This is a genomic window from Streptomyces sp. NPDC093149, from assembly GCF_044754145.1.
Taxonomy (GTDB): Bacteria; Actinomycetota; Actinomycetes; order Streptomycetales; family Streptomycetaceae; genus Streptomyces.
On the sequence record NZ_JBIVON010000004.1, the window covers coordinates 380,446 to 396,217 of the forward strand.

The 15,772-nt window shown below is 71.0% G+C and carries 13 protein-coding genes; 2 read left to right on the forward strand and 11 right to left on the reverse strand.

The window, feature by feature from the left end; translation table 11 throughout:
• Both ACIQCZ_RS15305 and ACIQCZ_RS15310 read right to left on the reverse strand, forming a co-directional pair.
• Positions 1-641, reverse strand: a 641-nt coding sequence (locus ACIQCZ_RS15305; RefSeq protein WP_402282622.1) for a peptidase S1, incomplete at its 3' end; no start/stop codon positions are given.
• A gap of 197 nt (positions 642-838) precedes the next feature.
• Positions 839-1,117, reverse strand: coding sequence for a hypothetical protein (locus ACIQCZ_RS15310; RefSeq protein WP_402282624.1), 279 nt, complete (start codon positions 1,115-1,117; stop codon positions 839-841).
• Between the two features lie 255 nt (positions 1,118-1,372).
• Here ACIQCZ_RS15310 and ACIQCZ_RS15315 point away from each other — a divergent pair, with 255 nt between their 5' ends.
• Positions 1,373-3,811 carry a GTPase-associated protein 1-related protein gene (locus ACIQCZ_RS15315; RefSeq protein ID WP_402282626.1) on the forward strand — a complete coding sequence of 813 codons (2,439 nt, stop codon included), beginning with the start codon at positions 1,373-1,375 and terminating at the stop codon, positions 3,809-3,811.
• Between the two features lie 127 nt (positions 3,812-3,938).
• Complete coding sequence (locus ACIQCZ_RS15320; protein ID WP_402282627.1) at positions 3,939-4,409, forward strand: hypothetical protein; 471 nt, start codon at positions 3,939-3,941, stop codon at positions 4,407-4,409.
• 191 nt (positions 4,410-4,600) lie between these two features.
• Here ACIQCZ_RS15320 and msrB read toward each other — a convergent pair whose 3' ends face one another.
• The 9 genes from msrB to mmuM all read right to left on the reverse strand — a co-directional run bounded on the left by msrB (position 4,601) and on the right by mmuM (position 15,766).
• Positions 4,601-5,008 (reverse strand): peptide-methionine (R)-S-oxide reductase MsrB, encoded by a 408-nt coding sequence (gene msrB, locus ACIQCZ_RS15325; protein WP_266729075.1) that lies wholly within the window; start codon positions 5,006-5,008, stop codon positions 4,601-4,603.
• Between the two features lie 9 nt (positions 5,009-5,017).
• Positions 5,018-6,412, reverse strand: a complete 1,395-nt coding sequence (gene murC, locus ACIQCZ_RS15330) for a UDP-N-acetylmuramate--L-alanine ligase (protein WP_402282630.1) — start codon at positions 6,410-6,412, stop codon at positions 5,018-5,020.
• A 40-nt stretch (positions 6,413-6,452) separates the two neighbouring features.
• Positions 6,453-6,905, reverse strand: coding sequence for an indole-3-glycerol phosphate synthase (locus ACIQCZ_RS15335; RefSeq protein ID WP_351255283.1), 453 nt, complete (start codon positions 6,903-6,905; stop codon positions 6,453-6,455).
• A gap of 149 nt (positions 6,906-7,054) precedes the next feature.
• Positions 7,055-7,819: a pyrimidine reductase family protein gene (locus tag ACIQCZ_RS15340; protein ID WP_402282631.1), complete on the reverse strand. Its 765-nt coding sequence runs from the start codon at positions 7,817-7,819 to the stop codon at positions 7,055-7,057.
• 332 nt (positions 7,820-8,151) lie between these two features.
• Positions 8,152-9,168, reverse strand: coding sequence for an ornithine carbamoyltransferase (gene argF / locus ACIQCZ_RS15345; RefSeq protein ID WP_402282633.1), 1,017 nt, complete (start codon positions 9,166-9,168; stop codon positions 8,152-8,154).
• A 112-nt stretch (positions 9,169-9,280) separates the two neighbouring features.
• Positions 9,281-10,513, reverse strand: coding sequence for an arginine deiminase (locus tag ACIQCZ_RS15350; protein ID WP_402282635.1), 1,233 nt, complete (start codon positions 10,511-10,513; stop codon positions 9,281-9,283).
• A gap of 93 nt (positions 10,514-10,606) precedes the next feature.
• Positions 10,607-13,180: a polynucleotide kinase-phosphatase gene (locus ACIQCZ_RS15355; protein ID WP_402282636.1), complete on the reverse strand. Its 2,574-nt coding sequence runs from the start codon at positions 13,178-13,180 to the stop codon at positions 10,607-10,609.
• Positions 13,177-14,748, reverse strand: coding sequence for a 3' terminal RNA ribose 2'-O-methyltransferase Hen1 (locus tag ACIQCZ_RS15360; RefSeq protein WP_402282638.1), 1,572 nt, complete (start codon positions 14,746-14,748; stop codon positions 13,177-13,179). The genes ACIQCZ_RS15355 and ACIQCZ_RS15360 overlap by 4 nt, the downstream gene beginning before the upstream one ends.
• Positions 14,749-14,800: 52 nt before the next feature.
• Positions 14,801-15,766, reverse strand: a complete 966-nt coding sequence (gene mmuM, locus ACIQCZ_RS15365) for a homocysteine S-methyltransferase (RefSeq protein ID WP_402282640.1) — start codon at positions 15,764-15,766, stop codon at positions 14,801-14,803.
• Between the last annotated feature and the right edge of the window lie 6 nt (positions 15,767-15,772).

Consider the following 15,772-nt stretch of genomic DNA (forward strand, 5'->3'; position numbering starts at 1 on the left):
CGTTCGTCCGACTCCCGGACCCACGTCGCGCTCAGACCGCCCTCCTTCACCCAGGCGACACCGTTGCCCGTGAGGACACCGATGCGGTTGCCCGACAGGTCGATGCCGATGACGTTGTCGGACACCTTGACCCAGGTCGCGCTCAGACCGCCCTCCTTCACATAGGCGTCACCGTTGCCCTTGACGATGCCGATGCGGTTGCCCGAGAGCTCCAGTTCCTTGACCTTGACGGACTCCTTGACCCAGGTCGCGCTGAGACCCCCCTCCTTCACGTACGCCTCACCGTTGTCCTTCACGACACCGATGCGCTTGCCGGACAGGGCGAGCTGCTTGACGTCGTCCGACTCCCGGACCCACGTCGCGCTCAGACCGCCCTCCTTCACCCAGGCGACACCGTTGCCCGTGAGGACACCGATGCGGTTGCCCGACAGGACGACCTGCTTGACGTCGTCGTGTTCCTTGACCCAGGTGGCGCTGAGACCGCCCTCCTTCACGTACGCGTCACCGTTGGCACGCAGGGTGCCGATGCGGTTGCCGCCGTCACCGGAGACCGTGCCGGGCGCCGCGTTGGCCGTGGACGCACCGGTGAGACCGGCCAGCGCCAGAACGGCGGCGGCCGCGGAGAGAGTCTTGAGATTCATCCGAGTAACTCCTGTACGCAGAGCGACCCTTGGGCCCGGAGTGCGGCGCCCGCGGGGGATTCTTCGATCCGAAGACGATCAACGACCGACCCGACCGACGGTGTGTAGGCCATTGAAGTGATGAAGGAGCGTTGAGCGCGCCCTTGCCGCGCGCCGGAACCGGGGCGGCGAGGAAGTGAACTCCGTTTGGGTCGGGCTCAGTACGCGAAGCTGGACTTGCCCGTCTCCGTGGTCGCCACGCGCATGACGGCGCTGCCCGCAGGCAGGACGGTCACCGGCTTGCGGATGGGGTTGCCGGTGCCGTCACCGAGTTGCGCGTTGACCTGCGCCGAGCGCAGCCACCACAGCATCTCGCAGACGCATGCGGACGCGAACGTCGCACTGCCGGAGGTCGCCAGGCCGCTCACCACCGGCGACCGCGCGGAGGACGAGAAGCGGATCAAGGAACGCCCGATGGCGACCCAGTACCGGGACACCGACCGCTCCGGGCGTACGGGCGCTGCGTACCGCGTCGTCGGGCCGAGACCCCGGGGCAGGGGCTGCCCGGACGACCTTTCGGCGGGGTGCGTACGAGAGCGGCGTGCTTGATAGCGTCGCTCCCGCGATTGCGGACCGCTCCCCGCCGGGGTCGTCGCTGCGCCCGGTCAGCCCTGCCCTCGACGGACGGCCGACGGGAGCGGGCGTGCTCACGGCACGGGGACGTTCGCGGCAAGGACGAAGAGGGCCGACGCATGAGCCTCGCGCAGTTGCACTACACCTCTGCCTCTGCGGGCGACGACGGGGGCGGCGCACGGTTCACGGCGGTCAGCGCCGGCCTGCCCACGCCCGTGCTGGCCGAGGCCGAACAGCTCCTCGGATACGAACCGCCGGCCGGGGCCCCGTATCACCCGACGGCCGCCGAACTCCGCTCCTTCCCCGAGGCGTTGAGCTTCAGCGCGCTGTCCGACGGCAGTCATCTGCTGGGGCGCGCAGTGGCGCTCGGCGGTCCCGGCACCGGTGGTTTCCACGCACACGCGGTGCACCTTCCGGCCGGCACCCGGCTGCCGGGGGACGCCCTTCCGATCACGGCCTGGCGGTCGCCGAACTGGGCCTCCGCCGCGCCGAACGGCGGCGCGCCCGCCCGAATAGCCTCTCTGCCCGCCTCCGCCGCCTTCGGACCGGAGGCGTTGAACGACTTCGCGGTCTCCCGGAGTCCCTGGCTGGCGGCGGTCTTCGCCGATCTGCGACGGGTGCGCGAGGATCCGTCGGCGACGCGAGTGGTTCTCGTGGAGCGGCAGAGTGCCGACGTGGCCCGGTGGATCGCCCTGGCCTCGGCCGTACTCCCGGCGGAGCACGCGCAGCGGCTGACCTTCACGACGTACACCCGCCGTCCGGCGCGGTCCCCTCATCAGGTCGTCGGGGTGCTGCCCCAGGACGCGCCCGAACCGGACGGCCCCGACGGCCCGTTGCGCGTGCACACCTGCTCCGGGGCGCGCCCGGAAGGACCGGTGGACGACGCCTGGGCCGAGACCTGTGCCCGGATCTGGCGGAACCGGTCCCCGGAGCTGTTCCGGGCGGCGGCGGAACTGCCCGGCGAGCCCTTCGCGGCCGGACCGCTCGCCGTCACCGCGCTGTGCGCGGGCATCGCCCTCGGCCCCGCCGAGCGTGCCGCGGCGGCCGACTGGGCCGCCGAGCGGCCGTACGCGCTGGACGAGGAGCGGACGCGGCTGCTGACGGATGCGCTGACGGCACCGGGAATCGACCGTACGACTGCCGAACTTGCCTGTGTGTCACGTCTTTTGACCGCACTCGACGGGCGCTCCCCCGCCGCCACGACGGCTTCCCTCGCCGCTCTTCTGGTGACGGAGGCGGTACGCGGCGGTGATGTCGCGCTCGAACCGCCCGCACGCTCGGCCTTCGCCGGACCGGCCGGGGAGCGTGCCGTCGCCGCACTCGTCACGGCCCTGGGCGACGACCTCCGTGGCGAACTGGCCACGGGTGCGCCCGCCGCGGCCACCGCACCCGGCCGGGCCGTGGCGCGCGCGGTGCAACTGCTGCGGATCGCACGGCTGCTCGATGTGGACTGCTCGGATCTGCTCCCCGATGTCGTGCGCCGGATGGCCCGGTCCCTGCTGGCCGAAGGGGCCGCCGACTGCGCACCGGTACTGCTCGACCTGCTGGACGAACAGTTCGACGTCCGCACGGCGCTGCTGGGCGAGCTGGACCGCGTCGCCCCGCACGATCCGACCGCGACGGAACGGCTGCTGACCGGGGTCCGTCTGCCGTTCACCGGAACGCAGGCGCTGCCACACCTGCGGATGTGCGCGGCGGCGCCGGACGCCAGGGCGCGCGGCGGCGACCGGCTGGAGGTGGTGCACATGGTGCTCCGCGCCGGTGGTATGTCACCTTTCACCGAACCGCTGGTGCTGCGGACGGCGGTGGGACTGGTCTGGGGCGAGGAGACGCCCACGGCGGACGAGGCCAAGCAGCTGCTGAGCGGGTCCACCTCCGACGCGCACCGTACGGCCGGTACGTGGTCCGCGCTCGTCGCGGCTGCTCTCGGCGCCCCCGCCGACGACGAGGCGGCCCCCGAACTCGCCCATGACCTGCTGCGCGGCTTCCCCGGGGAGATCGACGCCCGGGTGCGTGGCGCCCTGTTGCTGCTGGAGTTCGCGCGGGACGTGCGCTCGGGTGCGGCGGAGCCCGGCTGGGCGGAACGGGCCCGGAAGCTGTGCGCCGGGGCCGAGCCGGTGGAACCGGGGGTGCGTGACCAGGCGTTCGGCGCCCTGGCGGGACGGCTGCTCGCCCCGGACCGGCCCGAGGCGGAGCTGTACGCGTTCGTCCACAGCGACGACGCGGACCTCATCGCCGCCTACGGAACGGCTGCCCGCCATGACACGGTCCTTGCCCGGCTGCGTTCCGAACCGGCCTATGTGGCCGACTGCTTCACCGTATGGAGCTCCCACCCGCACGCGGGCCGCGCCTGGAGCCAGACGCGGGCGGCTCTGCTGGCGGACGTGCTGCGACCGGTGGTGCGCGGCCTGTCCGCCGGTGAGGTGACGGCGGTGGAGGAGGCCGTGGAGCGTACGGGCAGCAGCCGCACGGTGGAGGCGTTCCGGGCGTGGAACCGGCCGGGCGGATTCGGCAGACGGCTTGGCAGCAGGCTGACGGCACGGGTGCGGCGGTCGTAGGGCGGCGCCTGCCCGGCCGGAGCCCCCGGGTGTCGTGGGCCGTCCGGGGTGACCGGTACCGTGTGACATGTCTGTCTCGTGTGCTCCTGGCGGGCTGCGTGACCCCCGAGGAACGGATGAGGAACAGATGACGACGAACCGTGGACGCAAGGACGTCATCCGGGACCGGATGGCCGCGACCGGCGAGTCGTACAACGTCGCCGCCCGCAATCTGAAGGCGATGAAGGACATGGGCGCCACGCGTGAGGCGGTCCTCACCCAGCGCTGGCGTCCCGCCGAGACGCTCGATGTGCCGTGCCCCTGCGGGGGAACGTGTGAGCCCGGCGAGAGGTGCGAGCGCTGCCACGCGCTCCACCGGCACGTGGCGCGCCGTCCCGGCAGCGTCACGGACGTGGAGACCTGGGCGGACCGTTACGACTGCATGGGCTGCGCGTCCTCGTACATCCTGACCGTGGTGCTGCCGGGTCGGCCGTGGGGCGTCGTCGACACGGTGGTCCGGGGCGGCTCCGCGGAGCCTGTCGTACGGGCCCGGGTCTTTCCGGGGGTCGCCCATCCGCTGCTGCGGCCGGAGAGCGCCGGGGAAGCGGACGAGGGCTGACGCCGGGCGTCGGCCCCCGCCTTGGCCGATGGGCCTCTCCGGTCACGGCACCGGCCATGACCGTCGGTCCTCTTCGTGCCGTCGGTCCTCTTCGCCCGCCGGTGGTCTGCTGCCCGGCGGCCGGCCACCGGCGACGGGATTTCACCCGCCGCCGATCGCCCGGACGCCCTCGGGCCCCGGCCGCCGCGACGTCAGCCCTCGTCGGGCGTCAGGCGCAGTGAGATCGAGTTGATGCAGTACCGCTGGTCCGTCGGGGTCGGGTAGCCCTCGCCCTCGAAGACATGGCCGAGGTGCGATCCGCAGCGGGCACAGCGGACCTCGGTGCGGACCATGCCGTGGCTGCGGTCCTGGATCAGTTCGACGGCATCGGAGTCCTTCGGGTCGTAGAAAGACGGCCAGCCGCAGTGCGACTCGAATTTGGTGTCGGAGCGGAACAGCTCCGCGCCACAGGCGCGGCAGGAGTAGACGCCCGTGGTCTTGGTGTCGGTGTATTCGCCGACGAAGGCGGGTTCGGTGCCGGCCTGGCGCAGGACCGCGTACTCGGCGGGGGTCAGCTCCGCCCGCCACTGCTCGTCCGGCTTCTCGATGTCGTACGACACGTCGCTCCCTCAGCTCGACAGGTGGTCCAGGATCTGCGGGCCGAGGTCCGTGACGTCGCCCGCCCCCATGGTGAGAACGAGGTCGCCGGGCTTCGCCATTCCCGCGACGATCCCGGGGACCGCCGCCTTTTCGTGGACGGCGGCGACGTCGGCTCCCGCGGCCCTCGCCGCGTCGATGATCAGGGCGCTGGTGATGCCGGGGATCGGGTCCTCACGGGCCGGGTAGATGTCCAGGACCACGGAGGCGTCGGCCAGTGCGAGTGCCTGCCCCATCTCGGTGCCGAGTTCCTGGGTGCGGGAGAAGAGGTGGGGCTGGAAGACGACCAGGAGACGGGCGTCGGACGCGGCCCCGCGCATCGCTTCGAGGTCGGCGGTCATCTCGGTGGGGTGGTGCGCGTACGAGTCGATGACCTGCACACCCGCCGCCTCGCCCTTGAGCTGGAGGCGGCGCTTGACACCGGTGTACTTGCCGAGGGCCGAGGCCAGGTTGTGGGCCGGGATGCCGAGGGCGACACCGGCGGCGAGGGCCGCGACCGCGTTGAGGGCGTAGTGGCGGCCGGGCACGGAGACCGTGAACGTGAGGTACTTCCCGTTCAGGACGACCGTGACCTCGCTGGTCAGACCGCGCGGGGTGACCTTGTGGACGCGTACGTCGGCGGCCTCGGACGCACCGTAGGTGACGACCTTCACCGAGGAGAGGTCGCGCACCCGCTTCGTCAGCTCGACGGCACCGGCCTGGTCGGCGGAGATCACCAGGGTGCCGCCGGGAACGATCTTGCCGGCGAACGTCTCGAAGGACTCGTAGATCTCGTCCATCGAGGCGTAGTTCGCGTGGTGGTCCAGCTCGACGTTGAGGACGATCGCGACCTCGGGGTCGTACTTCTGGAAGCTGCGGTCGCTTTCGTCCGCCTCCGCGACGAAGATCTCGCCCGCGCCGTGCGCGGCGTTGGTGCCGGGACCCGCGAGGTCGCCGCCGATGGCGTACGAGGGGTCGAGGTTCAGTTCGGACAGGGCGACGGCCAGCATCGACGTGGTGGTCGTCTTGCCGTGCGTGCCGGCCACCGCGATCGCGCGCAGGCCGCCCATCAGGGAGGCCAGCGCGTCGGAGCGGTGCACGACGGGGATCGACAGCTCGGCGGCGCGCACCAGCTCCGGATTGTCGGGGCGGATGGCGCTGGAGACGACCACGCACGAGGCGTCGTCCGCCAGATGTGCGGCGGCGTGCCCGATGTGGACGGTCGCCCCCAGCGCCCGCAGTGCCTCGGCCGTGCCCGACTCCTTGGCGTCACTGCCCGCGACCTTCGCGCCGCGCTGGGTGAGGATCTTCGCGATGCCCGACATTCCGGCGCCGCCGATGCCGATGAAGTGCGGCCGTTCCATGGCGGCAGGAATACCGGGTGCCATGCGTATGTCTCCCCAAATGTCGATGCGAGTCACCCACAGCCTATTCGCTGTGCGCGAAGAGCTTGAGCACCGGTACGCCGACCTTGTGCCGGGCCCTGGACGCCCAGTCCCGGTGGAAGAACTCCTCCACGTAGTGCGGCGCGGTGAGCACGATGACCTCGTCCGCCTCGGCGTCGTCGACCACGGACTTCAGCTTGTCCAGCGGGTGCTCCTCGATCACCTGTCCGACAGCTTCCGAGCCTGCCTGCCGCAGCGCTTCGAGTGACACTTCGAGCGCCAGTTCGGCTGACTGCCTGGCATTCTTGCCCTCCGGCTCCTCACCCTCGCGGGCGGCCTCCTTCAGCTCTCCCATCGCCAGGTCGTCGATGGCCCGCAACAGCACATCGGCCTGGTCACCGCGCGGCTGCATGAGCACGACGAAGGAGGTCCGCTCCTCCCCGTGCAGGGTGGTGACGAACTCGACGTCCTCGGAAGTGAGGGGCTTCTCGATCATCAAAACGCTGGTGAACACCACGGGCGCCCTTCTGCTTCAGTGACCGTCGCCGGTCTCTGCTGAAACCATCCTTCCCCGTGCCGGCACGGGGTCTGCGAGAGTAATTGTGCCCACCGGAAGCTAAGCGGAACGGTAAATTCCGCCGATTGTCAGATCCGACGGTATCGGGTGAAGAGGAACCCGGCCTCTTCCAGCATCGATGTCAGGGTGAATCGTTCCGGCACGGCCACCGAGGGGCCACCGGCGATCCGCTGCGCGTCTCCGGCGGTCAGCATCGGCGAGAGGGTCAGACAGAGCTCGTCCAGCACGCCGGCCGCCACGAACTGGCCCAGCATCCTGGGCCCGCCCTCGGTCAGCAGCCGTTTGAGTCCCCGGTCCGCCAGTTCGCGTACGGCCCTGGCGGGGTCCACCCGGGCCCCCTCCCCCGCGATCACCACCTCGGCGCCCGCGCTGCGCGCCTCCTCGATCCGGCTCGCAGGGGCTCCGGAGCCGGTGAGCACGAGGGTCGGGACGAGCGGCGAGACGAAGAGCGGCAGCGAGAAGTCCAGGTCCAGGCTCCCGCTCACCACGGCGATCGCCGGTGCGGGCCCCTGCCCGGCCGCGGCCCGGCGGGCGGCGAAGGCCTCGCGGGCCCTGGCCGGCCGGTAGCCCTCCAGCCGCACCGTCTCCGCCCCCGCCACCACCACATCGGCCAGACCGCGCAGCGTGCCGAAGATCCGCATGTCGCTCTCGCACGAGATCGGCTGCGAGCGTCCCTCGTGCTGGGCGGCGCCGTCGAGCGTCGAAACCATGTTGGCGCGCAGCCAGGGACCGTCCTGCTCGGGGTACGCGTAGACGTCGGCCAGATCGTCCAGACTCCACTCCCGCTCGTCGTCGGCCGGTGTCGTGTCGGTCACAGGGAAGAGGCGTCGCATGCCCCGCAGTCTGGCACGGCCCTTACGGCCTGGTGCACGTCGGCGAGCGGGCTTCCGGCGTCCGCTCTCCATCGTGCACCTGGCCGTTAAGACCGACCGGCACATGGGGGGATGGAAGAAGGAGCGGGGCCGGGTGCGTGCGGCTGCAAGGCGGAGGAGGGAGGCACGCGGAAAAAGCCCCTCCCATGCCTTTCGGGCTATGGGGGAGTTGTCGACCGACGACAACGCCGCAGATGCGCGTGCCCAGCCCCGCGACGCCGCCCCCCATGTGCCGGTCGGTCTTAGTCACCTCAGCGCATGTTCACCCAATCAGATGCATGATCATGCAGTGCTCAGCTCATGGTCGCCGGAGTGGCCAGCGTTGCCACCAGAACGGCCTTGATCGTGTGCATCCGGTTCTCCGCCTCGTCGAAGACGACCGAGTGCGCGGACTCGAAGACCTCGTCGGTGACTTCCAGCTCCGTCAGCCCGTGGGCGGCCTCGATCTCCCGACCGACCTCGGTGCCGAGGTCGTGGAAAGCCGGGAGGCAGTGCAGGAACTTCACGTCGCCGTTGCCGGTGGCGCGCAGGACGTCCATGGTCACGGCGTACGGCGCGAGGGCCTCGATGCGCTCACCCCAGACCTCCTTGGGCTCCCCCATGGAGACCCAGACGTCCGTGGCGACGAAGTCCGCGCCCCGCACGCCCTCGGCGATGTCCTCGGTGAGCGTGACGGTCGCTCCGCTCTCCCCGGCCAGCCGACGGGCCTCGGTGACGATCTCCTCGGCCGGCCAGTACGCCTTCGGCGCGACGATCCGCACGTCCATGCCCAGCAGCGCGCCCGTGACCAGGTAGGAGTTGCCCATGTTGAAGCGGGCGTCACCGAGGTAGGCGAAGACGATCCGCTCCAGCGGCTTCTCGCTGTGCTCGGTCATGGTGAGGACGTCGGCGAGCATCTGGGTCGGGTGCCAGTCGTCGGTGAGTCCGTTGAACACCGGGACGCCGCCGTGGGCCGCCAGTTCCTCGACGGCCGCCTGACTGTCGCCGCGGTACTCGATACCGTCGAACATGCGGCCGAGGACGCGAGCGGTGTCCTTCACCGACTCCTTGTGCCCCATCTGCGAGCCGGACGGGTCGAGGTAGGTCGTGGAGGCACCCTGGTCGGCCGCGGCCACCTCGAAGGCGCAGCGGGTGCGGGTCGAGGTCTTCTCGAAGATCAGCGCGATGTTCCTGCCGCGCAGCCGCTGCACTTCGGTCCCCGACTTCTTGGCGGCCTTGAGCTCGGCCGCGAGGTCGATCAGGCCGCGGAACTCCTCGGCCGTGAAGTCCAGCTCCTTGAGGAAGTGGCGGCCTGCGAGGTCTATGGCCATGGGACTGCTCCTGGGTAGGGCGGGGATCGCACGTACGCTAACCCTGGAAGTCTATACGACGCACTGCATCGCTATACGAAGCATTCCCCTTGCGCGGGCTCATACGCCCCGGTCAGACCGGGTCGCGCACCACGGGGCAGCTCATGCAGCGGGGGCCGCCCCGGCCGCGGCCGAGCTCGCTGCCGGGGATCTCGATGACCTCGATGCCCTCTTTGCGCAGATAGGTGTTGGTGGTGGCGTTGCGCTCGTAGGCGACGACGACACCCGGCTCGACCGCCAGCACGTTGCAGCCGTCGTCCCACTGCTCGCGCTGGGCCGAGTGCACGTCCTGCGTGGCGGTCAGCACCCGGATGGAGTCCAGTCCCAGGGCGTGCGCGATCGCGTGATGCATGCGCTCGGGCCGATGGTCGGTGACCTTGAGGTCCCTCGGACCGTCACCGGGTTCGATGGTGTACGAGCGGAGCATGCCCAGCCCCGCGTACTGGGTGAAGGTGTCGCCGTCGATCATGGTCATGACCGTGTCGAGATGCATGAACGCCCGGCGCTTGGGCATGTCGAGCGCCACGATGGTGTGCGCCGATCCGGCGTCGAACAGCCCTCGGGCCAGCATCTCCACCGCCTGCGGGGTGGTGCGCTCGCTCATCCCGATGAGTACCGCACCCCGGCCGATGACCAGCACGTCGCCGCCCTCGATGGTGGAGGGGTAGTCGTCCTGCCCCTCCGACCAGTGGTGGAAGGCACCCGCGTCGGGGCCGGTGAACAGGGGGTGATGGCGATAGATCGCCTCGAAGTGGACGGTCTCGCGCTGGCGGGCCGGCCAGCGCATCGCGTTGATGGACACCCCGTCGTATATCCAGGCCGAGGTGTCCCGGGTGAAGAGATGGTTCGGCAGCGGACCCAGCAGGAAGTCGTCCAGACCCATGACATGGAAGCGGACGGAGGTCGGCTCACTGTGCCGTTCCAGGAACTCCCGCTTGGTCATCCCGCCGACCAGCGCCTCGGCCAGTTGCCCGCTCGGCAACTCCTCGAAGGCGGACCGCAGATGCTCCGTGGCGAGCGGGCCGTACTCCTTCTCCTCGAAGACCCGGTCCAGGACGAGCCGTCTGGCCACGGGGATCTCCAGCGACTCGCGGAGCAGATCACCGAAGAGGTGCACCTCCACGCCCCGGTCGCGCAGCACGTCCGCGAAGCCGTCGTGTTCCTGGCGGGCGCGGCGCACCCAGAGCACGTCGTCGAACAGGAGCGCGTCCTTGTTGCCGGGGGTGAGCCGCTTCAGTTCCAGATCGGGGCGGTGCAGGATGACGCGGCGCAGCCGCCCGGCCTCGGAGTCGACATGGAATCCCATGACTTCATCCTCACCACGCGGAGCGCCGTTCACCCGGCGAATCGCCAGCGGGTTTTCCGGTGATCACACCGAAACCCCCGCCGACGACACGGCCTACAACCGCGGGTCGACCGGCTCCGACTCCAGGGCCAGTACCGCGAACACCGCCTCGTGGACCCGCCACAGCGGCTCCCCGTCGGCCAGCCGGTCCAGGGCTTCGAGCCCCAGCGCGTACTCCCGGAGCGCCAACGACCGCTTGTGGCCGAGGAACCGGCCGCGCAGCCGCTCCAGATTCTCCGGGCGGGTGTACTCGGGGCCGTAGATGATCCGGAGGTACTCCCGGCCGCGCACCTTGATGCCCGGCTGGACCAGCCTGCCCCTGTCGTCGCGTACGAGTGCGGCGAGCGGCTTGACCACCATGCCTTCACCGCCGCGTCCGGTCATCTCCAGCCACCAGTCGATGCCGGAACGCACCGATGCCTCGTCACCGGTGTCGACGACGAGCCGACGGGTGACCTGGAGCAGCCCGGTCGGGTCGTGCTCGACCAGCCGGTCGAGCCAGGCCAGCTGCTCGTCGTGCGGGACGGCGGCCAGCGAGCGGCCTCGCACGGCGAGGATCTGGAACGGCGCGAGTCGCACCCCGTCCAGTTCCCGGGTGCTCCAGGAGTAGCGGCGGTAGGCCTCGGTGAAGGCGGCCGCGTCCTCGGCCCGGTCCCGCTGGCGGTCCGCGAGAGCGCCCACGTCCACGCCGCGGGCCACCGCTGCCGCGAGGGCCGCGCCGGCCGCCGGGAAGACGGCTCCGGATGCCGCGCCGACCGCGGCGTACTGCGAGCGCAGCAGCCCGGCCGCCTTGAGGGACCACGGCATCAGCTCGGCGTCGAGCAGGACCCAGTCGGTGTCCCACTCCTCCCAGAGTCCGGCGGCGGTGACGGCGGTGCGCAGCCTGCCGAGGATCACCTCGGTGAGCGCGGCGTCGTCGAGGAACGGCCGACCGGTGCGGGTGTACAGCGCCCCGGTCGGGCTGCCCGCGCCTCCGGAGGCGTCGGAGGTGTCCCCCACCCCGAACCGCTCACGGGCGGCGTCCGCGTCCCGGCAGACCAGCGCCACCGCGCGCGAGCCCATGTGCTTCTCCTCGCACACGACCTCGGTCACGCCGTCCGCCCGGTACTGGGCGAAGGCCTCGGCCGGGTGCTCCAGATATCCGTCCTCGTGCGAGGTGGCGGTGGGCGCCATGGTCGGCGGGAGGTAGCCCAGCAGCCGCGGGTCGACGGCGAACCGGCTCATGACTTCGAGCGCCGCCGCGGCGTTCTCCTCACGGACCGAGACACGGCCCATGTGCCGGGTCTCCACGATCCGGCGCCCGTGCACGTCCGCGATGTCCAGCGGCCGGCCCTCCCTGCCACCGGGTGCCTCCTGGTGGAGCGGCTTGACCGGCTCGTACCAGACCCGCTCGGCGGGTACGTCGACGAGTTCGCGCTCCGGCCAGCGCAGCGCGGTCATCTTCCCGCCGAAGACCACACCGGTGTCCAGGCAGATGGTGTTGTTGAGCCAGGAGGTGCTGGGCACCGGGGTGTGACCGTAGACCACGGCGGCACGGCCGCGGTACTCCTCGGCCCACGGGTAGCGCACCGGCAGTCCGAACTCGTCGGTCTCGCCGGTGGTGTCCCCGTACAGCGCGTGCGAACGGACCCGCCCGGAGGTGCGCCCGTGGTACTTCTCGGGCAGTCCGGCGTGGCAGACGACGAGTCCTCCCCCGTCGAGCACGTAGTGGCTGACGAGCCCGTCGATGAACTCCCGCACCTGCTCGCGGAAGGCGGGGTCCTTCTCGTCCTCCCGGTCCAACTGCTCGATCGTCTCGGCCAGTCCATGGGTGTGCTGGACCTTGCGGCCCTTGAGGTAGCGCCCGAGCTTGTTCTCGTGGTTGCCCGGTACGCACAGGGCGTTGCCCGCCGACACCATGGACATGACTCGGCGCAGTACCCCGGGGCTGTCGGGGCCGCGGTCCACGAGGTCGCCGACGAAGACCGCCGTACGCCCTTCGGGGTGTGCGCCGTCGACGTAGCCGAGCTTGCCGAGCAGGGCTTCCAGCTCGGAGCTGCAGCCGTGGATGTCGCCGATGATGTCGAACGGGCCGGTGAGGTGGCGCAGGTCGTTGTAGCGGCGCTCCAGCACCACTTCGGCGTGCTCCACCTCCTCCTCGCTCCGCAGGATGTGCACCTTGCGGAAGCCCTCGCGCTCCAGACCGCGCAGCGAGCGCCGCAGTTCGCGGCGGTGGCGCTGGATGACGTGGCGCGGCATGTCGGCGCGGTCGGGGCGGGTCGCGTTGCGCGCGACACAGACCTCTTCGGGCAGGTCGAGGACGATCGCGATCGGCAGCACGTCGTGGCTCCGGGCCAGTTGGACGAGCTGCCTGCGGCTCTCGGACTGGACGCTGGTGGCGTCCACGACGGTCAGCCGCCCGGCGGCGAGCCGCTTGCCGGCGATGTAGTGCAGAACGTCGAAGGCGTCACGGCTGGCGCCCTGGTCGTTCTCGTCGTCGGCGACGAGGCCGCGGCAGAAGTCCGAGGAGATGATCTCCGTGGGCTTGAAGTGCGCACGGGCGAAGGTGGACTTGCCGGAACCGCTGGCTCCGATGAGGACCACGAGGGAGAGGTCGGTCACCGGCAGTTTGCGCGAGGTACTGGTCATGCGGCTTTCGCCTCCTTCCCGGTCTCGTTCATGGACTCGTTCGTGGACTCGTTGGTGGACTCGTTGGTGGACTCGTCGGTGGTCGGATTCCCGGACCCGTCCCTGCCGCGGGTCGGGGATCCGTCGGCTGCGGTCATCGTGAACACAGCCATCTGCGTGGGCGGCCCCACCTCGGGGTCGTCGGGCCCCACGGGGACGAATTCGACCCCGTACCCATGTCGCCGCGCCACCTCCCGGGCCCAGGCCCGGAACTCGGCCCTGGTCCACTCGAACCGATGGTCGCCGTGGCGCGCGTGCCCGGCCGGAAGGCTCTCCCAGCGCACGTTGTACTCGACGTTCGGCGTCGTCACGAGCACGGTCCGCGGCCGGGCCGAACCGAACACGGCGTACTCCAGCGCGGGCAGCCTCGGCAGGTCGAGATGTTCGATGACCTCACTGAGCACGGCCGCGTCGTACCCCTTGAGCCGCTTGTCGGTGTAGGTGAGCGAGCCCTGCTGGAGCGTGACCCGCCCGGCCTGCCGCTCCCCCATCCGGTCCAGCTTCAGCCGCCGCGAGGCGATGGTGAGCGCGCGCATGGAGACATCGACGCCGACGATCTGTGTGAAGCCCGCGTCCTTGAGCAGTGCCTGCACCAACTGGCCCTGGCCGCAGCCCAGGTCGAGGACCCGGTTCGCACCGGCGGCGCGCAGTGCGTCGAGGATCGCGGTGCGCCGCTGCTCGGCGAGCGGCAGCGGCTTCTCCTCGGTGTCGGTCGTCTCGTCCACGGCGTTGTCGATGCTCTCGACATCGAGGTCGTCCGACTCGGCGAGCCGCACCAGTTCGAGCCGCTGCATGGCCTGCCGGGTCAGTCCCCAGCGCCGGGACAGATAACGGCTGGTGATCAGCTTCTGTTCGGGATGGGCGGCCAGCCAGCCCTCACCGGCCCGCAGCAGCTTGTCCACCTCGTCCGGAGCGACCCAGTAGTGCTTGGCGTCGTCGAGCACCGGCAGCAGGACGTACAGCTGCCGCAACGCGTCCGCCAGTCGCAACTCGCCTTCCAGGACCAGCCGTACGTACCGTGAGTCCCCCCACTCAGGGAACCGCTCGTCCAGCGGCACGGCCACCGCGTCCACGCTCGTCCAGCCGAGCGGCCCGAAGAGCTTGCGCACCAGTTCCGCTCCGCCGCGTGCCGGCAGTGCGGGTACCTCGATCCGCAGCGGAAGCGGCGTCTGCGCACGTTCGGGCCGTGCGCGGCACACACCGTTCAACGCGGACTTGAAGACGGCGCTCATCGCCACGGAAAGCAGCGAGGAGGCGGCGTACGGGCGATCGTTGACGTACTGCGCGAGTGCCGCGTCGGGGGCGCCGCCCCGGCCCTTGCCCTTGCCGCGCCGCACCAGCGCCACTGGATCCACCTCCAGCAGGAGCGCCGCGGTGCAGCGCTCGGCGGATGCCTCGGGGTAGAAGACATGCGCGGTGCCGTGGGAGGTGGAGAACGTCTGCGCCTTCTCGGGGTGCTTGTGCAGCAGAAAGCCGAGGTCGGTCGCGGGACGCTCCGGATTGCCGGTGGTGCTGATCGTCAGGAACACACGTCCGAGTATGGTCCGGTTCACTCGCCCCCCACCAAGTATTTTCGCGTGTCTACGGCTCGGTCGCCCCTCCTCTCCCGTCGCCCTCGGTCGCTCCGCCGAGCAGCCCGGCCAACTCCGCGACGGTCTCCGGGCCGACCCGGCAGCAGCCGCCCACCAGTCGGGCGCCGGCGTGCTGCCAGGACCGAACTCTCCCGGGATCGAACGTGGGGCCGCCGACCCACCTCCGGCCCCCGGCATCCCACCGTTCACCGCTGTTCGGATAGACGACGACCGGTTTCCCGGCCACCTCCGCCGCCAGCCGCACCGCCTGCTCCGCATCCGCCGGGTCACAGCAGTTCACCCCGACGGCCAGCACCCGGTCCTGTCCCGAGGCGACGGCGAAAGCCGTCTCCAGGGGCTGCCCCGCCCTGGTCCGGTCCCCCGACACGCTGTACGAGAGCCAGACGGGCAGCCCGCACCCGTCGACGGCCCGCAGCAACGCCTCGGCCTCGTCGATGTCCGGCACCGTCTCCAGCGCCAGCACATCGGGCCCGGCGGCGGCCAATGCCTCGACCCGAGGCCGGTGGAACCGCACCAGCTCCCTGACGGAGAGCCCGTAGCGGCCCCGGTATTCGCTGCCGTCCGCCAGCACCGCCCCGTAGGGACCCACCGAGGCGGCGACCCAGACCTCCCGCGTCACGCCGCCTGCGGCCCGCCGCGCCAGCCGCACGCTGCGGGCGAACAGTTCCGCGGCCGCTGCGCGCCCGATCCCCCTCCGCTCGAATCCCTCGAAGCTCGCCTGGTAACTGGCCGTGATGAGCACCTGTGCGCCCGCCCGCACATAGGCCCTGTGAGCCGCCTCGATCTGCTCCGGTCCGTCGGCCAGCAGCCGGGCCGACCACAGGGCGTCGGACAGGTCGCAGCCCTGCGCCTCCAACTGGTTGGAGAGACCGCCGTCGAGCAGCACCACCCCCTCGGACAGGGCACGGTCGAGCCCACGGGCAGGCGGGCCATCGGCCGGCGGGACGGGCTGCATGGCCGG